Source organism: Streptomyces sp. NPDC086077 (assembly GCF_040686175.1).
GTDB lineage: Bacteria > Actinomycetota > Actinomycetes > Streptomycetales > Streptomycetaceae > Streptomyces.
In genome coordinates, this window is the sequence record NZ_JBFBJT010000072.1 from 17,431 (window position 1) to 37,644 (window position 20,214).

Below are 20,214 nucleotides of genomic sequence, written 5' to 3' on the forward strand. Positions count from 1 at the left end.
ATGAGCGTCGCTGAACCCCGCAGGATTGTCCTCTTCCGGCATGCGAAAGCCGACTGGCCACAGGTGAACGATCACGAGCGGCCGCTCGCCGAGCGGGGCCGCAAGGACGCCCCTGTCGCCGGCCGCAAGCTGGCCGACTCCGGCATCTCCTTCGACCTGGCCCTCTGCTCCACGGCGACCCGGACCCGCGAGACCTGGAAGCTCGCCGTCCACGAGTTCCCGCACCGGCCGAAGACGGTCTACGAGGAGCGGATCTACGAGGCCTCGCCCGGCGAGCTGATCGCCGTGCTCAACGAGACCCCCGACGACGCCCAGAACGTCGTGCTGATCGGCCACAACCCCGGCGTCCAGGGCCTCGCCGAGGTGCTGTCCGGCTCAGCCGACTCCGAGGCACGCGAGCGGATGAGCCACCGTGGCTTCCCGGCCGCCGCCTTCGCCGTGCTGTCCTTCACGGGCTCCTGGAAGTCCCTGGAACCGGGCGTGGCCACCCTGGTGGACTACTGGGCCCCGTCCGAGTGACCCTCCGCGCACACCGAAGGCCCGGCACGACACGGTGCCGGGCCCGTCGGACGCGAGCGTGGAGGGGACTCGGCCCTCCTCGGGAGAGGGGGCTCAGCCCTCCCAGGGAGAGGAGACTCCCGGCCCTCCCCAGAAGGAGACCTCAGTCCTCCTCGTGCGCGTCCGCCGCCTCGACCTCCTCGCGGGTGACCCCGAGCAGGTAGAGGACCGTGTCCAGGAAGGGCACGTTCACCGCGGTGTGCGCCGCCTCGCGCACCACCGGCTTGGCGTTGAAGGCGACCCCCAGCCCGGCCGAGTTCAGCATGTCGAGGTCGTTGGCGCCGTCACCGATCGCCACCGTCTGCGACAGCGGCACGCCCGCCTCCCCGGCGAACCGGCGCAGCAGCCGCGCCTTGCCCGCCCGGTCCACGATCTCGCCGGTGACCCGGCCGGTCAGCCTGCCGTCGACGATCTCCAGCGTGTTGGCCTGCGCGAAGTCGAGGCCCAGCCGCTCCTTGAGGTCGTCGGTGACCTGGGTGAACCCGCCCGAGACGACACCCACTTGGTAGCCGAGCCGCTTCAGGGTGCGGATCAGCGTGCGCGCGCCCGGCGTCAGCCGCACCTCGCTGCGCACCTTGTCCACCACCGACGCGTCCAGCCCCTTCAGCAGCGCGACGCGCGCGTGCAGCGACTGCTCGAAGTCCAGCTCCCCGCGCATCGCGGCCGCCGTCACCTCGGCGACCTCGGCCTCGCAGCCGGCGTGCCCGGCGAAGAGCTCGATCACCTCGTCCTGGATGAGGGTCGAGTCCACGTCCATCACGACCAGCCGCTGAGCGCGCCGGTGCAGGCCCGCCGCCACGACGGCCACGTCCACGCCGAGTGCCGCCGCCTCGATCGCCAGGGCGGTGCGCAGCGGCTCGGTCTCCACGCCGGACACCGCGAACTCGACCGCCGTCACGGGGTACTTGGCGAGCCGGAAGATGCGGTCGATGTTGCCGCCCGCCTTGGTGATCCGCGCGGCGATCGCGGCCGTGGCCTCGGCGGTGAGCGGATGTCCGAGCACCGTCACAAGGGACCGGCCATGACCGCGCGGCCGGTTGTCGCCGAGGCCGGAGATGATCTCGGCCTGCATCCTCATCGAGTCGGCCCAGCTGTGGACGGTCGACCGCAGCTCGCCTTCCAGGCCCCGGGGCGGCTCGGTCACGAGCGCGCACAGCACCATCCGGCCTCGCGTCACGACCTGCTCGATGTCGACCACGTCGACGGAGAAGGCGGCGAGGGTGTCGAAGAGTCCGGCCGTGATGCCCGGCCTGTCCTTGCCGAAGATCTTGACAAGGAGAGTCGGGACGTCAGAGGTCTGCGAAGCGCTCATGGTGTTCCCAAGGTAACCGGCAGGCGGTGTCGATCGCCCGCGAGGTCCGCCTGACGGACACGGAACACTCGATAACCCTGGATGGCGCTCCGGTGGCGGGCGCCTGACGGATCGACCACGGTGCCCGCCCCACACCCGCCTCACCGGGCACGCTTCGACCGCCCCGGCGGCAAAGGACCCGGGGGCGGACGCCCCGGGGGTGGTGGACCAGGTGGCGGAGGGCCGGGCGGTGGTGGGCCTGGTGGCGGAGGGCCGGGCGGTGGTGGTCCGGGCGGTGGTGGTCCGGGTGGCGTGGAACCAGGTGGCGGGGGGCCGTCCCCCGGCGAAGGTACCCCCGCCGCTCCCCGAGGCATCCGAGACGGCGGCGTATCGAACGGCCGGGACACGGTAGGCGCCCCGAAGACGTCGTCCTCGTCTCCGTCACCGCCCCCTGACACCCGGTCGCCGCCGTCACCGCCCCCTGACACCCGGTCCCCGTCGTCGCCGCGCACCACCGCGTCCGGCGGCCGTGCGTCCTCCGGCTCCCGCAGCCCCTCCGGCAGCCGCAGATAGGGATTCGTGTCAGGGTTCGGCGGCCGGTACGGCACACCGACCGCGTACGGCCCCGAGGTCGCCCCGTACTCCGGCGCCCCCGCCGTCACGTCACCGAGTCCCAGCGGCGCCGCCCGCCGCCCCGCGGCCCCGCTCGCGTACGCCAGCAGCGCCCCGGCGGCCCCCGCACCGGCCCCCCACAGCGCCCCGAGCAACAGCGCCATGCCAGGATTCCCGCGCAGCTCCACTCCCGCCCCGAACGCGTCGAAGCCCAGCACGGACAGCGAGGCGTCCACGGACAGCTCGGTCAGCCACCCCAGCAAGGGCAACGCCAACGCGGTCGCGCACCCGAGCCGCAGCGCGCACCGGCCGGCGAAACCGAGGGCACCGGGACCCCGTACACCCCCGGCGTCCGCCTCCAGCGGTGTCCGCACCCCTACCAGGACCCCCGCGAGCAGCATCATGACCACCGCCGCCACCCCCAGCAGCCACACCCGTCCGTCCAGTTCCGCGAGCCGCGCCAGCGTCACCGGCCGGTCCGAGTCGACGAGCAGGTCGTTCAGCGGATCCGGCAGGAAGCGGGCGAGCGCCCCCGACGCCTCCCCGTGCCACGGCACGAACAGGCCGAGGGGGATGCCCAGCCACACCCCGTTCGGCGCGCCCAGCAGCGCCGCCCCGGCGATCCGTCGGGGATGGTCGTCGCCGATCGCCGCGTACGCCGCCGCCGCGAGCCCCGCCGCCACCGCGACCAGCACCACCGTGACCAGCGCGGACACGGCCGGCCGTACGACCCGGTGCACCGCGTCCCAGCCGCGCGGCAGGGGAGTGCGGCGGGAGGCCAGCAACGCGATCAGCAGCACGCCGGCGGCCCAGCACAACCCGCCGAGCAGCGTCGGCGCCGTGTCGACACCGAACCCCACCTCGGCCCGCGCGTCGATCAGGTCGCCGACCCGGTCGGGCAGCAGCCCGCCGATGTCTCCGACGTCACCGAGCCCGGGAATCCCGATGTCCCCGGAACCCGCGCCGCCGGGCAGGTCCTCCAGGCCGAGGGCGCCCCCGTCGATCGTGATGACGTCCTGCCCGGCCCACGCCAGCCCGCCCAGCGTCGCCACGAACAGGGCGACCACCGCACCCGCGCGCGCGAGGAGTTCGGACGGGGCGATCACAACTCCCGCCGCCCGCAAGGACCGTAGGAAGAACCAGGACAGCAGCAGCGCGCCCACCAGGCTCACGCCCAATGGCGTGATCTCGATGGCTGTGGTGGCCTCCGTGCCGCTCAGCCCGAAGGCGGACACATCACCGGACGGCGTGACCGAACCACCCGCCCCGAGGGCCACCACCGCCGCGGTCATCGGCCCCAGCGAACCGGCCGAGTCCACCTCCAGCAGCCGCAGTCCGAGCGCCGCCGTGCCGGCCATCCCGATCAGTGCCCAGCTCACGGAGGCGATCGCGGACAGCAGGATGTCGGCCCACGGCAGCCTCGCGCCGTACCCGGCCTTCTCGACACTCACGGCAGACCCCCCGATCCGCGGCACGGCGTCGCCGCCGCGCGTGTCCCCCTCGCGTGGGATTACCACTCTCCGGGCCGGTTTCCACCCCGTCAACGGCGCGCGGTGTCACGCCCGTACGCGGTCTTCACAAGGCCCGACTTTCGGTCAGGGGGCCGCTACTGAAATAGTTCCCCCCGATGTTCGACATCCCTAGACTCCCTGCGACGGGGGTAATTCGGGGGACAACTCAGTGGGGCATGGAGTGCCGGAACTCGTACTGCAAACCAATGGACGGACCTGGACGCTCGACCCGTCCAGGGCTTACACACTTGGACGCGATCCGCAAGGTGACATCGTGTTCGACGACGCCAGAGTCTCCTGGCGGCACGCAACGGTCAGTTTCAACGGCCGTGGTTGGGTCATCGAGGACCACGGCAGCACCAACGGCACGTTCGTGCAGGGCCAGCGCATCCATCAGGTGGAGATCGGCCCCGGCTCGGCCGTCAACCTCGGCAACGCGACCGACGGACCGCAGCTGAGCCTGTCCGGCGCCGCGGCCGCCGTCGCGCCCCAGGGCCAGCCGCAGCAGCAGCCGTTCGCGGCGCAGGGCGCGAACCCGGGCTGGTCGCAGCAGGCGCCGCAGCAGCAGTCGCCGCAGGCCGGGTGGCAGCAGCCGCAGCAGCAGGCGCCGCACATTCCGCAGCAGCAGGGCGCCGGCGGTGCGGCGGGGGCACCACCGGTCTACGGCGATCGCAGCCCGACCACGTTCCACCAGTTCTCGCTCGGCCGCGTGATGCGCATCGGCCGTGCCCTGGAGAACGACCTGGTCGTCTCCGACCTCCAGGTCTCGCGCAACCACGCCGAGTTCCACTCCACGCCCGACGGGCGCATGGAGATCCGCGACCTCGGCTCGCACAACGGCACGTACGTCAACGGTCTGCCGATCCCCAAGGGCGGCTCCCAGCTGCTGGGCCCGACCGACATCGTGGGCGTCGGTCACTCGACGTTCCGGATCGTCGGCGACCGGCTGGAGGAGTTCGTCGACACCGGCGAGGTGTCCTTCTCCGCCCGCCACCTCACGGTCACCGTCGACGGCGGCAAGCAGATCCTCAAGGACGTCTCCTTCGGCGTCCCGGAGAAGTCGCTGATCGCGGTCATCGGCCCCTCCGGTTCCGGGAAGTCGACCCTGCTGAAGGCGCTGACCGGCTACCGGCCCGCCAACCAGGGCGAGGTGCTGTACGACAACCGGAACCTCTACAAGCAGTTCGCCGAGCTGCGCCAGCGCATCGGTCTGGTCCCGCAGGACGACATCCTGCACAAGGAGCTGACCGTCAAGAAGGCCCTCAAGTACGCGGCCAAGCTGCGCTTCCCGGCCGACACCACGGCCGCCGAGCGTGAGGCCCGCATCGACGAGGTGCTGCGCGAGCTCAAGCTCGACATCCACAAGGACAAGAAGGTCACCTCCCTGTCCGGCGGCCAGCGCAAGCGCGTGTCCGTCGCCCTGGAGCTGCTGACCAAGCCGTCGCTGATCTTCCTGGACGAGCCGACCTCCGGCCTCGACCCGGGCATGGACCGCGACGTCATGCAGCTGCTGCGCGGCCTCGCCGACGACGGCCGTACGGTCCTCGTGGTCACCCACTCCGTGGCCGAGCTGGCACTGTGTGACAAGCTCCTGGTGATGGCCCCAGGGGGCTCGGTCGCCTACTTCGGCCCTCCCGAGGAGGCGCTGAACTTCTTCGGCTACGACACCTGGGCCGATGTCTTCTCCGCCTTCGAGAACTACCGCGACTACGACTGGGCGGGCCGCTGGAAGGGCTCGCAGCACTACCAGATGTACGCCGCGGACATCGACGCCGTCGCCCCGCAGGCCGTACAGATGCCGGCCATGCAGGCGATGAAGCCGCCCAAGCCGCAGGGCTGGATGTCGCAGTTCGTGACGCTGGTCCGCCGCTATGTGTCGGTGATCGCCTCCGACAAGGGCTTCCTGGCCCTGATGGTGATCCTGCCGGCCGTCCTCGGCGCGGTCAGCCTGCTCATCGAGCCGGACAACGGCCTGCTGCCCAACGAGCCCAACCAGACCGGCCGGATCATCCCCAACGGCACGGCCACCACGGTCCTGCTGATCCTCGCGGTCGGTGCCTGTTTCGCCGGCGCCGCCAACTCGGTCCGCGAGCTGATCAAGGAACGGGTCATCTACGAGCGGGAGCGCGCGACCGGCCTGTCCCGCTCGGCGTATCTGATGTCGAAGGTGTTCGTGCTCGGCATGATCACCGTGTTCCAGGGCCTGCTCGTCGGTGTGATCGGCTTCTCCAGCCGGGAGCTGCCGGCGGAGGGCCTGGTGCTGGGCAGCGCGACGATGGTCGAGCTCTCCCTGCCGATCATGGCGCTGGGCTTCAGCTCGATGATGTTCGGCCTGATCATCTCGTCGCTGGTGAAGACGGCCGAGAAGACCATGCCGCTGCTGGTCATGTTCGCGATCATCCAGGTCGTCTTCACGGGCTGCCTGTTCGCCCTGAACGGCGCGGTCGGCGTCAACCAGTTCTCGTACCTGATGCCGTCCCGCTGGGCGGTCGCCGCCGCGGGTGCCACGCTGGACTTCAACAGGATCAGCCCGCCCGAGGAGGGTGTCGGCAACGACCCGCTGTGGGAGCACACGGTCGGCGCGTGGACCCTGGACATGCTCGCCCTGATCGCGCTCGGCGTGATCTGCGGCTTCTTCGTGGCCCGCTTCCTGCGCCGCCACGAGCCCGAGGTCATGCGCAAGTAACCGGCCCCGCGAACACGCCGAAGGGCGGCACCCCCCGTCAGGAGGGGTGCCGCCCTTCGCGTCGTATGGCCGGCGTCGTACGGCGGGCAGAGGCCCGCGCTTACCTCAGCACGCGCCGTGCGTCGGTCAGTACGCGCTGTTGACGTTGTCGATCGAGCCGTACCGGTCGGCCGCGTAGTTGGCGGCGGCGGTGATGTTGGCGACCGGGTCGTAGATGTTCCAGGAGGTGCCCGGCACGTGGTACGCCTTGAACGTCGGCGGGATCACCTGGAGCAGGCCCTTGGACGGGATGCCGTTGATGGCGTTGATGTCCCAGTTGTTGATCGCGTTCGGGTTGCCCGACGACTCGCGCATGATGTTCTTGTGCAGGCCGTGGTAGGAGCCCGGTATGCCCTTGGCCTTCATGATCGACAGCGCCTCGCGGATCCAGCCGTCGAGGTTGTTGCCGTAGGCCTTCTTCGCGGCGACGGGCTGGAACGCGATGCGCTCGACGGAGCGGCTCGCGGCGGCCTTCGCCTCGCGCTGACGCTCCGCCTTCTTGGCGGCGGCGGCCTGCGCGGCGGCCTTCTTCTTGGCGGCGGTCTCGGCTGCGGCCTTCTGCTTCGCCTCGATGGCCTGGACCTTCAGGCTGGCACCGGCGAGCTGGTCGGTGACGTCGGCCTCGACGCCCTTCACCGGCTCGGAGCTGAAGGCGACCTTCGCCGGGGCGGCGGCGTCGGTGGTGGTCTGCCCGCCCGAGGGTACCGCGGAGAACGCGAGGGCAGCGGCGCCGAGCGTGGCAACACCGGCGAGGGCGATCTTGTTCGTCTTCGTCAGGGCGCGACTGCGGTCGCGAAGGGTGTTCTTGGGCATGGCAGGTGGACCTCTTCGAATAGCGCGGAGGTCGCTCACTTCAGTGCGGGGCCAGGTGCTTCCCGCGTGAACGCCGCGGGCGGAACCCACGGCGCTGAGCGACGGCAGCCATTCTTAGCGGCCGCAAAAGCCACCGGCAAAGGTGTGACCTACGATGCCGGGTAGTGGATCAGGTAGGGGCAAATCGGGACAGACCAGAGCGTCCTTCCCGCTCGCTCTGGGTGCATTTATCTCCTATTGACCTTCGTACGTGACTTGCGCCCTATGTGGGGCCTCACATCGGCGGACTAGCAGTCTCACCGGGAGTTGCTGGAGCAATGCTCGCTGTCACGGACTTCTCCGGGAGGAGGAGATGCGCGTCCCCGAACTCGTGCCACAGGTAGCGATGGCGCAGCGCCTCCTCATACCCGCGGTCGATCGCCGCGGCGCCGGCCACCGCCTCCAGCATCAGCAGATGCGAGGCCTCCGGCTCGTGCAGCCCGGTCACCAGCCCGTCCACCACCCGCACACCGCGCTCCGGCGTCACCACGAGATCCGTCCACCCCTCGGCCGCCCGGACCACCCCGTCCGGCCCCGCGGCCGACTCCACGGCGCGCACGGCGGTCGTGCCCACCGCGACCACCCGGCCGTCCCCGGCCCGCACGGCGTTGATCAGCCGCGCCGACGCCTCCGGCACCACGAACCGCTCCGGATACGGCGGCTCGTGCGCCTCCGCCGAGGCCACCCCTGTATGCAGCGTGACCGGCGCGAACTGCACACCCCGGCTCACCAGCTCGGCCACCATCCGGTGGGTGAAGGGCCGCGCCGCACTCGGCATCTCCGCGCTGCCGGACCCTTCGGCCCACGGATCGGGCAGCGCGAACACCGTCTGGTACGCGGACAGCGGCTGATCGCGCTTCGTATAGGAGTAGCGGATGGGCCGCCCGTGCTCACGCAGCAGCTCGCACACCCGCGCCCCGTCCGCCCGTGCCCACCACAGACGCTCGCCCCGCGCGCTCAGCGGCTCCTCCAGCACCAGCCGCCCACCCCCGGGCAGTCGCACCTCCGTCCCCACCGGGCCGCCCGCACGCGCGCGTGTGGTGCCGCTCCCGTCCGGATCCCGCAGCTCCACGGCCCACCGCCCGTCGTCGCCGAGCGTCGAGAAGTGCACCACCACACGCGCGTGCCCAGCCCACCCGTCCACCGCCGCGGCCAGCGTCGGAGAGGTGTTCACGACCAGCAGATCGCCCGCCCGCAGCAGCTGCGGCAGCTCCGCGAACGCATGGTGCGACACCTCCGTGCCCCGCGACACCAGCAGCCGTACGGCATCCCGCTCCAGCCCCGGCCCGCGCTGTTCCGCCGGCACGCGCGCGGACAGCTCCTCGGGCACCCGCCCCCACCGGCGGACGGGCTCGACCGACGTCACCCCGAGCGCCGACGTCATCGCGTCCCCTCCAGCAGGGCGGGCGCTCCGTAGCGGCCGCTCGCCGGCCGTTCGTCCAGCAGCCGCAGGAACGCCGGCACAACACTCGCCGGCTCCGGCCGCGGATCCTCGTCCTCCGGTACCGCCGCCGCGTACAGCTCCGTCGCCATGTCCCCGGGGTCGACCGCCCAGACCCGCAGCCGGTGCTCCTCCGCGGCGAGCACCGCCGCGAGGTGGTCCAGGGCCGCCTTGGACGCCCCGTAACCGCCCCATGTCTCGTAGGCCTCGGCGGCCGCGTCCGAGCTGACCGTGATCACCGCGCCCTGCCGGGAGGTCCGCAGCAGGGGCATCGCCTCCTGGACCAGGCCCAACGCGGCCACCACGTTCACCTCCAGCGCCCGCCGCAGCCCGTCCAGGGACAGCCGGTCCAGCCGGACCAGCGGCTCGGCGCCCAGCGCGCTCGCGTTGCTCACCACCAGATCGACGCCGCCCAGCTTCCAGGCCGCCGCCACCAGCCCGGCCCGGTGCCCGGCGTCCGTGACATCCCCGGCGAGTGCCTCCACCCGCGTCCCGTACGTCGCGAGCGCCGCCGCCGTCTCCTTCAGCGTCCGCTCGCCCCTGGCGTCCAGCACCAGGTCCCAGCCACGCGTGGCAAGGGCCTCGGCGAGCGCCCGTCCCAGCCCTTTGGACGCCCCCGTGATGATCGCTACCGGCATGACACGTTCCCCTTGTCCTCGACGCCGCTCGATCGGCGTGGCCTCAACGTAGGAACCGGGGGTGCCGCCCCGCCTCGGACGGGGGCCGCAAACCGGCGGGGCCCTTCGTCCTAGGCCGCCGGGCCAGGACCTCGGGCCTAGGCCCAGCGGCCTAGGCGCTGCCGTCACCGGTCCGATCCGCGCTGTCACACCCCACCGGTAGCGTGGAAGCCATGAGTCAAGGTCCCCGGTCCGGCCTCGCCGCGGTGAGCACCGCGCTGCTGGCCATGAGCAGGCATCTCGAGGTGCGCGACGTCCTCAAGACGATCGTCGCCTCGGCCCGCGAGCTGCTCGACGCGCAGTACGCCGCGCTGGGCGTCCCGGACGACCACGGCGGCTTCGCGCAGTTCGTGGTCGACGGGGTGAGCGACGACCAGTGGAAGCGGATCGGCCCGCTGCCCCGCCAGCACGGCGTCCTCGCCGCGATGCTCCGCGAGGCCAAGCCGCAGCGCCTGGCCGACGTCCGCACGGACGCCCGCTTCGGAGGCTGGCCCTCCGCCCACCCCGACCTGGCCGACTTCCTGGGCCTGCCCATCCGTGACGGCGACGAGGTGATCGGCGCCCTCTTCCTGGCGAACAAGAACTGCCCCAAGCCGGAGGGCACCTGCGGCTTCGACGCCGACGACGAGGAACTGCTGGCCATCCTCGCCCAGCACGCCGCGATCGCCCTCACCAACGCCCGGCTCTACGAACGCAGCCGCGAGCTCACCATCGCCGAGGAGCGCTCCCGCCTGGCGCACGAACTGCACGACGCGGTCAGCCAGAAGCTGTTCTCGCTGCGCCTGACCGCCCAGGCGGCCGCCACCCTCGTCGACCGTGACCCGGCCCGCGCCAAGGGCGAGCTGCAGCAGGTGGCCGCGCTCGCCGCCGAGGCCACCGACGAGCTGCGCGCCGCCGTGGTCGAGTTGCGTCCCGCGGCCCTCGACGAGGACGGCCTCGTGGCAACCCTGCGCACCCAGGTGCACGTCCTCGACCGCGCCCACACCGCACGCGTGACGTTCACCGCCCAGGGCGTGCGCGCGCTGCCCGCCGCCCAGGAGGAGGCACTGCTGCGCGTCGCCCAGGAGGCACTGCACAACGCGCTGCGGCACTCCGGGGCCGAGCGGGTCGGCGTGACGCTGTTCCGGCGTGGCAGCAGCGCGGTCCTGCGCGTCACGGACGACGGCGGCGGCTTCGACCCGCGCGCGATACGCCGTGCCGGACGCCACCTCGGCCTGGTCTCCATGCGGGACCGGGCGGGCGGCGTGGGCGGCACGCTCACCGTGGAGTCGGCGCCCGGCAAGGGCACCACGATCGAGATGGAGGTCCCCGGTGGCTGACGCAATCAGGGTGCTGCTCGTCGACGACCACCAGGTGGTCCGCCGCGGTCTGCGCACCTTCCTCGAGGTGCAGGACGACATCGAGGTCGTGGGCGAGGCCGCGGACGGCGCCGAGGGGGTCGCCCGGGCCGAGGAACTGAAGCCGGACATCGTCCTGATGGACGTCAAGATGCCCGGCATGGACGGCGTCGAGGCGCTGCGCAAGCTGCGCGAGCTGGGCAACCCCGCGCGCGTGCTCATCGTCACCAGCTTCACCGAGCAGCGCACGGTCGTCCCGGCCCTGCGCGCCGGCGCCGCCGGGTACGTGTACAAGGACGTCGACCCCGACGCGCTCGCCGGCGCCATCCGCTCGGTGCACGCCGGGCACATCCTGCTCCAAGCCGAGGTGGCGGGCGCGCTGCTGTCCCAGGAGGAGACCAACTCCGGCCAGGGCCGGGCCGGTTCGCTCACCGATCGGGAGCGCGAGGTGCTCGGCCTGATAGCGGACGGCCGTTCCAACCGCGAGATCGCCCGCGCGCTGGTGCTCTCCGAGAAGACCGTCAAGACCCATGTGTCGAACATCCTGATGAAACTCGACCTGGCGGACCGCACCCAGGCCGCCCTGTGGGCCGTTCGCCATGGCGTGACGGGCTGAAACAGGCAGAAAAGCACTCGGTACGGCAATACGGAAGGTCTCGCTCCGGGCTGAGATTCATACCGTCGTGGGAATGTCCCCCGGATGGCGCATCCTCCGAGGGATGCCGGCGTTCTTCAGTGCGTGCTGCGGCGACTGGCCGCGGCAATCGCATCAGAAGGGCTTACGAAGTGAAGAACCTGAAGAAGGCAGCGGCCGTGACGATGGTGGCCGGGGGTCTGGTGGCCGCCGGCGCCGGTATGGCCTCCGCCACCGACGGATCGCTGGCCACCGGCAAGGCCGAGGGCTCGCCGGGCGTCGTCTCGGGCAACCTCGTCCAGGCCCCGGTGCACATCCCGGTGAACGTCGTCGGCAACAGCGTGAACGTCGTCGGCGTGCTGAACCCCGCCTTCGGCAACCTCGGCATCAATCGCTGAGCTTCCGCCGTGTCGGCCGTCGGCCCGGAGGACGTGGGCAACCTCCCACCCCACGTCCCCACCACCTGACGCCGACCGATCACCAAAGGGCTCCGCGAGTCACGGGACGACTCGCGGAGCCCTTTGCCATACCCGCTCCGCGGTGCCGGCCGTAGCTCGGCGCCGCCTGTTCCAGAGTCGTGCCTGTCCGGGAGCCCCGCCCGCTCCGCGGTGCCGGCCGTTCCGCAACGACGTCCGCCTTGCTTCCGCACCGCCTGTTCCGCAGCCTCTGCTGTACCGCAAGGACGCCTGCTTCGAGCCCCGCGTGCTGAGGGCCCCATGCTTCGCGCCCCGCCCGCTCTTCCCCGCCCGCCCGCTCCGTAGTGCCGGTCGGCGCCCGGCTGCTCTCCGCAGGGTCGGGGCCGGAGGCCCGGGGTGGCCTCACTGTCGCTCCCGCTCCTCCACGACTGAGTTGTACGCCGCGACCTGCGCGCGCCGAGCCGTCCGTTCCACCGGACGCAGCACCTGCGCCCGCGCCGCGATCTCCGAGGCGCTCACCGCACCCCCGTGCCCGTTCTCGTACGCGAGCGAGACCAGCACCCCGATCCGCTGGGCCAGCTCCAGCACGCGCACGGCTCGTCCCGGGTACCCCGGCGCGAGCACCTCCCGCCCCCGCTCGGCCCGCGCCCGGTAAGCGTCGATCGCCGCCTGGGCCACCGGCCCCGACGCGGCCACGTCCAGCCGCGTCAGGACCTCCGTCGCCTCCCTGAGCGCCTCGGCCAGCTCCCGCTCCGCCTCCCCGAGCGAGGGCACGTCGGCCGGCGGCGCCTCCCGCACCGGCAGGCAGTGCCACACCACCTCGACATGCACATCACCGTCCGGTCCGGCCTCGTGCACCTCCGGGACCAGCCCCAGCGCACCTCCGTGGCAGATCACCGCCTCCTCGGCCTCCAGCGCCCGCGCGTTGAAATCCGGCGGCCCGCTCAGCCCCAGCGGATGCCCCGGCGCCGGCAGCGCGACCCGCAGGCCGGTCGCCCCGAGCGCCCGCAGCCGCCCCAGCGCGAGGGTGAGCCCGACGGGCGCCGACTCACCCGGCAGCCCCTCCACCCGGTGCACGGCGTCCTCGCCGACGATGGCGAGGACGGCGTCGTCCGGCGAAATAAGTCCGGCGAAAAGGGCATTTCCCCATGCGGCAAGGCGTCCAGAGCGCGGTTCCGAGAGCATGCTCCCACCCTAAGTACCGGGCCGAGGGAATGGACCGGCCGACCGGTGGCGTAGATTTCCTTGAGGGCTCGCCCACCGGCGCGGCGGACCGAGCCGCAGCCGTACGCGACAGCCGAGACCGGCCACACTGCAAGGGGAGACAACGCGCTCATGAGCGATGTTCTGGAGCTTCAGGACGTATCCGTGGTCCGTGAGGGCCGGGCTCTGGTGGACCAGGTCTCCTGGTCGGTGAAGGAGGGCGAGCGCTGGGTCATCCTCGGCCCGAACGGCGCCGGCAAGACCACCCTCCTCAACGTCGCGTCCAGCTACCTCTACCCCAGCAAGGGCACCGCCACCATCCTCGGCGAGACCCTCGGCACGCCCGGTACCGACGTCTTCGAGCTGCGCCCCCGCATCGGCATCGCCGGCATCGCCATGGCCGACAAGCTGCCCAAGCGCCAGACGGTCCTGGAGACCGTGCTGACCGCCGCGTACGGCATGACGGCGGGGTGGCAGGAGGAGTACGAGGAGATCGACGAGCAGCGCGCCCGCGCCTTCCTCGACCGGCTCGGCATGTCCGACTACCTGGACCGCAGGTTCGGCACCCTCTCCGAGGGGGAGCGCAAGCGCACCCTGATCGCCCGCGCTCTGATGACCGACCCCGAGCTCCTCCTGCTCGACGAGCCCGCCGCCGGCCTGGACCTCGGAGGTCGCGAGGACCTCGTACGCCGCCTCGGCCGCCTCGCACGCGACCCGATCGCCCCCTCGATGATCATGGTCACCCACCACGTCGAGGAGATCGCCCCCGGCTTCACCCACGTGCTCATGATCCGCCAGGGCAAGGTGCTCGCCGCCGGACCGCTGGAGCTCGAACTCACCTCGCGCAACCTCTCCCTCTGCTTCGGTCTCCCGCTCGTCGTCGAGCAGGTCGGTGACCGCTGGACCGCGCAGGGCCTGCCGATGGCGTGAGCCGGTGAAGTCCCGCGCGGGCGCGGGTAATAGCCCCGCGCAAACCGCATCGCGCCCTGTCCGCGCACGTCCCGCGGTCCTACGATGACCGTGTGGAAATCGACGCGTGGGTGTGGTGGTTGATCGCGGCGGCCGGGCTCGGCATCGGGCTCGTGATCACCGCGATGCCCGAACTCGGCATGCTCGGGGTGGGCGCCGTCGCGGCCGCGGCGACCGCCGGCATCTTCGGCGGTGACGCCGTCTTCCAGGTCGTGGTCTTCGCCGTCGTCTCCACCGCCCTGATCGCGGTGGTACGCCCCATCGCCAACCGGCACCGCGCCCATCGGCCCCAACTCGTGACCGGGGTCGACGCCTTGAAGGGCAGACAAGCCGTCGTACTGGAACGCGTCGACGGATCCGGCGGACGCATCAAGCTGGCCGGAGAGGTCTGGTCGGCCCGCGCCCTCGACACCGGCCATGTCTTCGAAGTGGGTGAGCAGGTCGACGTCGTGGACATCGAGGGAGCCACCGCCATCGTCATGTGACCTCGCCCGCCCCCAAGGTGGCCGAACACCGCACCTGCCGTGCGACGGTCTGTCAGACTCGTCCAGCAAGATCTTCAACAACCTTAAGATCTGCACCAGTAGGATCTGCGGAACGCGGATCCACCGAACGCGCCGAGGCGGAGAAGGGTACGGGGAGCGACGATGGAACCGGTCATCATCGTCCTGATCATTCTGGTGGTGTTGGTCTTCATCGCCCTGATCAAGACGATCCAGGTCATCCCACAGGCCAGCGCCGCCATCGTGGAGCGCTTCGGCCGCTACACGCGGACGCTGAACGCGGGCCTCAACATCGTCGTGCCGTTCATCGACACCATCCGCAACCGCATCGACCTGCGCGAACAGGTCGTCCCGTTCCCGCCGCAGCCGGTGATCACCCAGGACAACCTGGTCGTCAACATCGACACGGTCATCTACTACCAGGTCACCGACGCGAGGGCCGCGACGTACGAAGTCGCCAGCTACATCCAGGCCATCGAGCAGCTGACGGTCACCACCCTGCGCAACATCATCGGCGGCATGGACCTGGAGCGCACCCTCACCTCCCGCGAGGAGATCAACGCGGCCCTGCGCGGCGTCCTCGACGAGGCCACCGGCAAGTGGGGCATCCGCGTCAACCGCGTCGAGCTCAAGGCGATCGAACCGCCCACCTCCATCCAGGACTCGATGGAGAAGCAGATGCGCGCCGACCGCGACAAGCGCGCCGCGATCCTCCAGGCCGAAGGTGTCCGGCAGTCCGAGATCCTGCGCGCCGAGGGCGAGAAGCAGTCCCAGATCCTGCGCGCAGAAGGTGAGGCCAAGGCCGCCGCACTGCGCGCCGAGGGCGAGGCCCAGGCCGTCCGTACGGTCTTCGAGGCCATCCACGCCGGCGACCCGGACCAGAAGCTCCTCAGCTACCAGTACCTCCAGATGCTGCCGAAGATCGCCGAGGGCGACGCCAACAAGCTCTGGATCGTCCCCAGCGAAATCGGAGACGCCCTCAAGGGCCTGTCCGGCGCCATGGGCAACTTCGGCTCGGGCCTGGGCGGTTCGGGCAACGGCGGCGGTTCGGGCAACGGCACGGGCTCGGGTACGGAACGCCGGGAGAAGCCGTCGATCGACTGACGACTCCTGAGGATGCGGGCAACCCCGCGCCCTTGTGCTTTGTCTCTCAGGGGCGCGGGGAACTGCCCGACAAGCCACACACGACCAACGGACGACGAAACAGACCGGCGGCCCGACGGCCTAGGCCGCAGCGGACGCCAGCCACTCGGGCAACGCCTCGTAGTCGTCCTGCGCAAGAGCAAGAAGCATCGCGTCCGCCGGCGTCGGCTCGAACGGCTCCCGAAGCAGCGGCATCCCCGCCTCCTCCGGCGTCCGATTCGCCTTACGGTGGTTGTCCTCCGAGCACGAGGCCACCGTGTTCAGCCAGGTGTCCTGACCCCCCTGGGACCTCGGCAGCACGTGGTCCACGGTCGTCGCCCGACGACCGCAGTACGCGCACCTGTGCCGGTCCCGCACCAGCACACCCCGCCTCGACCACGGCGCTTGTCTTCGGAACGGCACCCGTACGTACCTGCACAACCTGATGACCCGGGGCGCCGGTATGTCGAGCGTCGCTCCGCGCATGCGCACTTCGGGGTGGGCCTGCTCGACGACGGCCTTGTCCTGGAGCACCAGAACGACGGCTCGATTCAACGTCACCGTCGACAGCGGCTCGAAGCTCGCGTTCAGTACCAGCGTGTCCCGCATACCAGCCCACCTCCCGTGTGCACCGGCCCACCCCATGGCGGGCTGGGATCAACTCTGGCCGTGCACGCCGAGATGGACAACGCAATATCCGCTGCTCCCACGAGGTGTGAACCCGTGGCCCCCGGCCACAAAAATGCCCGCCTCCGATCACTCCCAGACCAGAGGCGGGCAAACGTTCGGTGAACGTCAGGCTTCGGCGGGTACCTCGTACTCACCGATCAGCTGGGCGCGGCCCAGCGTGTGGAACCGCAGATTGAAGCCCACCACGGCCGGACTGGCGTCCGCGTCCGGACCGAGCTTGTCCTGGTCCACCGCGTACACCGTGAACACGTACCGGTGCGGCCCGTCCCCGGGCGGCGGAGCGGCACCGCCGAAGTCCTTCGTCCCGTAGTCGTTGCGCGCGTGCACAGCGCCCTCCGGCAGAGCCTCGAACTTACCGCTGCCCGCACCCGCCGGCAGCTCCGTCACCGAGACCGGGATGTCGAACAGGACCCAGTGCCAGAACCCGCTCCCCGTGGGGGCGTCCGGGTCGTAGCAGGTCACGGCGAAACTCCTGGTCTCAGCCGGGAAGCCCTCCCACCGCAGCTGCGGTGAGGTGTTGCCGGCCGCGTGGACCTGAGCGTCCTTGAGGGTCGCACCCTCGTGCACGTCCTCGCTCGTGACCGTGAACGCCGGCACGGGCGGATGGAAGTCGTGGGGGAGCGGCCGCCTCTTGAGCTCGGTCACCTCGGTACCTCCTGATCGGATGGTTCAGTGGGCTCCGAGCCTAGAACCAGTTCCGCTTGCTGCCGACTTCGGACAGCCACTGGTTGAGATAGGCCACCCAGTCGGTGCCCTGGTAGTCGTGCAGCCCCACCTGGAACGAGCGGAAGGTGTCGCTGCCCTCGCTGAACAGACCCGGCTTCTTGTCCATCTCCAGCACGACGTCCATCGCCTGAGCGTCGGCAACGAAGCTCAACTCGACCTGGTTCAGACCCCGGTACTGCTGCGGCGGCAGGAACTCGATCTCCTGGTAGAACGGCAGCTTCTGGCGCGTACCCCGGATGTGACCGCGCTCCATGTCCGCGTTCTTGAAGCGGAAGCCCAGCTGGATGAAGGCGTCCAGGATCGCCTTCTGCGCCGGCAGCGGGTGCACGTTGATCGGATCCAGGTCCCCGGAGTCCACGGCGCGCGCGATCTCCAGCTCGGTGGTCACGCCGATGTGCATCCCGCGCAGCGCCTGACCGTCGATCGTCGTGATCGGCGTCTCCCACGGGATGTCCAGCCCGAACGGCACCGCGTGCACGGCGTTCGCCTGGAGCTCGAAGGCACCGCCGAGGCGCACCTTCGTGAACTCGATGTCCTGCTTGTACTCGGTGTCCTGGCCCTCGACCTCGACCTTGGCCTGCAGCCCGACTGACAGCGCCTCGATCTGCTGGTTCACGGACCCGCCCTGGATGCGCACCTCGCCCTGGACGACGCCGCCCGGAACGACGTTGACCTCGGTCAGTACGGTCTCGACCGAGGCCCCACCGGCCCCCAGACTCGCGAGCAGCTTCTTGAACGCCATGTCTCTCCCTCGTTCACTACGTCTCTGATCACTACAAACGCGATCCGGCCGTGGCCGGTTCCGGGAACCCACCCTGGCAAGACGAAGGTCCTCTGACCACCCCGCCCGCCCCCGCCGTCTCCGTTACCCTCGGACGGCATGATCGCGACCTCCGACCGTACGCCTCTGCCCCGAAAGTTCTTCGACCGGCCCGTACTGGAAGTGGCCCCCGACCTTCTCGGCCGCATCCTCGTACGCACGACGCCGGACGGTCCGATCGCGCTGCGCCTGACAGAGGTGGAGGCCTATGACGGCCCGAACGACCCCGGCTCCCATGCCTACCGCGGACGCACCCCCCGCAACGACGTGATGTTCGGTCCGCCCGGTCGTGTGTACGTCTACTCCACCTATGGCATGTCAAGGCAGTCAGCATGAACGTCGACGTCCTCGCCCATCCTGCCGAAGAGGTCGCCCCCAGGCTGCTCGGAAGCGTCCTCACCTGCACGACCCCTGAGGGAACCGTGAGCATCGCCATCACGGAGACCGAGGCGTACTCCGGTACGGCTGACCCAGCCTCCCATGCCTACCGAGGCCGGACACCCCGTAACGCCGTCATGTTCGGACCCGCAGGACACCTGTACGTCTACCGGTCCCACGGTCTCCACTGGTGCGCCAACGTCGTCACAGGGACGGCCGGCATCGCCTCGGCTGTCCTCATCCGGGCAGGCAGGGTCATCGAGGGGGAAGACCTGGCACGCAAGCGGCGAGGGGAGGAGGTCGAGAGTCCACGCCTTGCCCGAGGGCCGGGGAACTTCTGCGAGGCACTCGGCATCACGGGAGAGCACAACGGCGCAGACCTCCTGGCAGGTACCTCGGTCATGTTGTCCGAGGGCGAGTCTGCACCTGCCGCGCTCATCCAGGTTGGTCCTCGGGTGGGCGTGAGCAAGGCCCACGACTGGCAGCACCGGTTCTACCTCGCCGGTGATCCGACGGTCTCGGCGTACCGACTGAGTCCGAGAGCCAAACCGTCCGCCGGAGCCTGAGCCGCTGTGCGCCTCGCTCACGGCTCGCCTGTGAGTCGGCGCAGTTGGGCCAGAAGATGCGTGATCGTTCGCGAGCGCGGCGCGTGACGCGTTCCTGGCCGGTCGAGATTTGGAGCGGGAGCGCTGGGAGCTGCGAACCGGAGAGGGTGTGGGGCCGCTGAAGTTCGGGATGTCTCCAGCCGAGGTCGCCGACGCACTGCTGGTCTCTGGGCCTCTGGTACGCGTCGGCGGTCCGTACGACCAGCAAGACCTCCCGGGCGGGGTGAAGGCGTTCTACGACGCGGGCAAGCTCGCATGCGTCGCGCTGGATGCAGTCACCGGTCCGCAGGTCTTCCTGGCCGGCTTCCCGTTGGCAGGGAGCGTCCGGTGCAGGGCCATCTCCTGCTTGTCGTTGCCTCGCCGATGCAACGACGTACATGCTTGGTGAGTCACCTACGGCATGCGGCACTGCATGAACGTGGCCTGCGGCCCCGAGGGCACGGCGAGCGCCGTCCTGCTCCGCGCCGGCGAGATCATCGAGGGTGCCGAGCTGGCCCGCACCCGTCGACTCTCGGCCCGACATGACAAGGAACTGGCCAAAGGTCCGGCGCGTCTGGCCACGGCCCTGGACGTGGACCGCGCCCTCGACGGCACCGACGCCTGCACCTCCGGTGACACCCCCGTGCGCATGCTGACCGGCACCCCGGTCCCCTCTGACCAGGCGCTCAGCGGGCCCCGCACGGGAGTGGCCGGCGACGGGGGCGACGGCGGCATCCACCCCTGGCGCTTCTGGGTCGCCAACGACCCGACGGTGAGCCCGTATCGGGCCCATGTGCCGAGGCGCCGCCGAAGTTGACGCGCCCTTGGAAGGTGCGTAATGTGGCCCGAGCCGCTGAACCGGGTACTGCGATCGTCAGCAGCCGGAGCGGCCAACCCACTACTTAACGAGCAGCCCTCAGCGGGGTCGGTTCCGGCGTGTTCGCATGCCTGAATTCGAAACCGCAACCCCCGATTATGAATCGGGCGGGGGAATCGGTTAACGTAGTGAATGTCGAAAGGCCGCGAGGCCTAAAGACAAACCCCCGCCGACCGGGAATCGGAACCGAAAGGATCTGATAGAGTCGGAAACGCAAGACCGAAGGGAAGCGCCCGGAGGAAAGCCGCGAGAGAGATTCTCGGGTGAGTACAAAGGAAGCGTCCGTTC

Annotated in this window: 18 protein-coding genes and 2 pseudogenes; 11 read left to right on the plus strand and 9 right to left on the minus strand. The window is 70.7% G+C overall.

Annotation, left to right across the window (positions count from 1 at the left end; translation table 11 throughout):
• A complete protein-coding gene (locus AB0O67_RS21280; RefSeq protein WP_365452258.1) occupies positions 1-519 on the plus strand; it encodes a histidine phosphatase family protein in 519 nt (172 codons plus the stop codon).
• A gap of 142 nt (positions 520-661) precedes the next feature.
• On the opposite strand, the gene serB is transcribed toward AB0O67_RS21280, so the two are convergent.
• Together serB and AB0O67_RS21290 are read right to left on the minus strand one after the other, a co-directional pair.
• Positions 662-1,870 carry a phosphoserine phosphatase SerB gene (gene serB / locus AB0O67_RS21285; protein WP_365452260.1) on the minus strand — a complete coding sequence of 403 codons (1,209 nt, stop codon included), beginning with the start codon at positions 1,868-1,870 and terminating at the stop codon, positions 662-664.
• 140 nt (positions 1,871-2,010) lie between these two features.
• The gene (locus AB0O67_RS21290) at positions 2,011-3,912 is read right to left on the minus strand and encodes a streptophobe family protein (protein WP_365452262.1); all 1,902 of its coding nucleotides are present in this window, start codon (positions 3,910-3,912) and stop codon (positions 2,011-2,013) included.
• Between the two features lie 229 nt (positions 3,913-4,141).
• Between AB0O67_RS21290 and AB0O67_RS21295 the strand changes: the two genes are divergently transcribed.
• The gene (locus AB0O67_RS21295; RefSeq protein WP_365452264.1) at positions 4,142-6,658 is read left to right on the plus strand and encodes an FHA domain-containing protein; all 2,517 of its coding nucleotides are present in this window, start codon (positions 4,142-4,144) and stop codon (positions 6,656-6,658) included.
• A gap of 126 nt (positions 6,659-6,784) precedes the next feature.
• On the opposite strand, the gene AB0O67_RS21300 is transcribed toward AB0O67_RS21295, so the two are convergent.
• The 3 genes from AB0O67_RS21300 to AB0O67_RS21310 all read right to left on the minus strand — a co-directional run bounded on the left by AB0O67_RS21300 (position 6,785) and on the right by AB0O67_RS21310 (position 9,628).
• The gene (locus AB0O67_RS21300; RefSeq protein WP_365452266.1) at positions 6,785-7,510 is read right to left on the minus strand and encodes a transglycosylase SLT domain-containing protein; all 726 of its coding nucleotides are present in this window, start codon (positions 7,508-7,510) and stop codon (positions 6,785-6,787) included.
• A gap of 274 nt (positions 7,511-7,784) precedes the next feature.
• A complete protein-coding gene (locus tag AB0O67_RS21305; RefSeq protein ID WP_365452268.1) occupies positions 7,785-8,933 on the minus strand; it encodes an S-adenosylmethionine:tRNA ribosyltransferase-isomerase in 1,149 nt (382 codons plus the stop codon).
• Entirely contained in the window at positions 8,930-9,628 is a 699-nt protein-coding gene (locus tag AB0O67_RS21310; protein WP_365452270.1) for an SDR family oxidoreductase, read from the minus strand. Before AB0O67_RS21310 ends, AB0O67_RS21305 begins: the two co-directional genes overlap by 4 nt.
• Before the next feature lie 212 nt (positions 9,629-9,840).
• Between AB0O67_RS21310 and AB0O67_RS21315 the strand changes: the two genes are divergently transcribed.
• The 3 genes from AB0O67_RS21315 to chpE all read left to right on the plus strand — a co-directional run bounded on the left by AB0O67_RS21315 (position 9,841) and on the right by chpE (position 12,036).
• The gene (locus tag AB0O67_RS21315; RefSeq protein WP_365452272.1) at positions 9,841-10,986 is read left to right on the plus strand and encodes a GAF domain-containing sensor histidine kinase; all 1,146 of its coding nucleotides are present in this window, start codon (positions 9,841-9,843) and stop codon (positions 10,984-10,986) included.
• Positions 10,979-11,620 carry a response regulator transcription factor gene (locus tag AB0O67_RS21320; RefSeq protein ID WP_365452274.1) on the plus strand — a complete coding sequence of 214 codons (642 nt, stop codon included), beginning with the start codon at positions 10,979-10,981 and terminating at the stop codon, positions 11,618-11,620. Before AB0O67_RS21315 ends, AB0O67_RS21320 begins: the two co-directional genes overlap by 8 nt.
• A 170-nt stretch (positions 11,621-11,790) precedes the next feature.
• A complete protein-coding gene (chpE, locus tag AB0O67_RS21325) occupies positions 11,791-12,036 on the plus strand; it encodes a chaplin ChpE (protein ID WP_365452276.1) in 246 nt (81 codons plus the stop codon).
• 420 nt (positions 12,037-12,456) lie between these two features.
• Here chpE and AB0O67_RS21330 read toward each other — a convergent pair whose 3' ends face one another.
• Positions 12,457-13,239 carry a hypothetical protein gene (locus tag AB0O67_RS21330; protein ID WP_365452278.1) on the minus strand — a complete coding sequence of 261 codons (783 nt, stop codon included), beginning with the start codon at positions 13,237-13,239 and terminating at the stop codon, positions 12,457-12,459.
• Positions 13,240-13,389: 150 nt separating this feature from the next.
• Between AB0O67_RS21330 and AB0O67_RS21335 the strand changes: the two genes are divergently transcribed.
• The 3 genes from AB0O67_RS21335 to AB0O67_RS21345 all read left to right on the plus strand — a co-directional run bounded on the left by AB0O67_RS21335 (position 13,390) and on the right by AB0O67_RS21345 (position 15,833).
• Positions 13,390-14,187: an ABC transporter ATP-binding protein gene (locus AB0O67_RS21335; protein ID WP_365452280.1), complete on the plus strand. Its 798-nt coding sequence runs from the start codon at positions 13,390-13,392 to the stop codon at positions 14,185-14,187.
• 92 nt (positions 14,188-14,279) lie between these two features.
• Positions 14,280-14,711: an NfeD family protein gene (locus AB0O67_RS21340; RefSeq protein WP_365452282.1), complete on the plus strand. Its 432-nt coding sequence runs from the start codon at positions 14,280-14,282 to the stop codon at positions 14,709-14,711.
• Between the two features lie 162 nt (positions 14,712-14,873).
• Positions 14,874-15,833, plus strand: a complete 960-nt coding sequence (locus tag AB0O67_RS21345; RefSeq protein WP_365452284.1) for an SPFH domain-containing protein — start codon at positions 14,874-14,876, stop codon at positions 15,831-15,833.
• Positions 15,834-15,953: 120 nt separating this feature from the next.
• Here AB0O67_RS21345 and AB0O67_RS21350 read toward each other — a convergent pair whose 3' ends face one another.
• The 3 genes from AB0O67_RS21350 to AB0O67_RS21360 form a co-directional block, all read right to left on the minus strand.
• Complete coding sequence (locus tag AB0O67_RS21350; protein ID WP_365452286.1) at positions 15,954-16,460, minus strand: HNH endonuclease; 507 nt, start codon at positions 16,458-16,460, stop codon at positions 15,954-15,956.
• Positions 16,461-16,646: 186 nt separating this feature from the next.
• Positions 16,647-17,186, minus strand: coding sequence for a YbhB/YbcL family Raf kinase inhibitor-like protein (locus tag AB0O67_RS21355; protein ID WP_365452288.1), 540 nt, complete (start codon positions 17,184-17,186; stop codon positions 16,647-16,649).
• A 40-nt stretch (positions 17,187-17,226) separates the two neighbouring features.
• Complete coding sequence (locus AB0O67_RS21360) at positions 17,227-18,009, minus strand: sporulation protein (protein ID WP_365452290.1); 783 nt, start codon at positions 18,007-18,009, stop codon at positions 17,227-17,229.
• Positions 18,010-18,147: 138 nt separating this feature from the next.
• Here AB0O67_RS21360 and AB0O67_RS21365 point away from each other — a divergent pair.
• The 3 genes and pseudogenes from AB0O67_RS21365 to AB0O67_RS21375 form a co-directional block, all read left to right on the plus strand.
• Positions 18,148-18,405: pseudogene (locus AB0O67_RS21365) on the plus strand (DNA-3-methyladenine glycosylase); the annotation flags it as partial.
• Between the two features lie 14 nt (positions 18,406-18,419).
• On the plus strand, positions 18,420-19,031 hold the full coding sequence (locus tag AB0O67_RS21370) for a DNA-3-methyladenine glycosylase (protein ID WP_365452292.1): 612 nt from the start codon (positions 18,420-18,422) through the stop codon (positions 19,029-19,031).
• A 430-nt stretch (positions 19,032-19,461) separates the two neighbouring features.
• Positions 19,462-19,866 (plus strand): annotated as a pseudogene (locus AB0O67_RS21375) (DNA-3-methyladenine glycosylase); the annotation flags it as partial.
• Positions 19,867-20,214 lie beyond the last annotated feature (348 nt).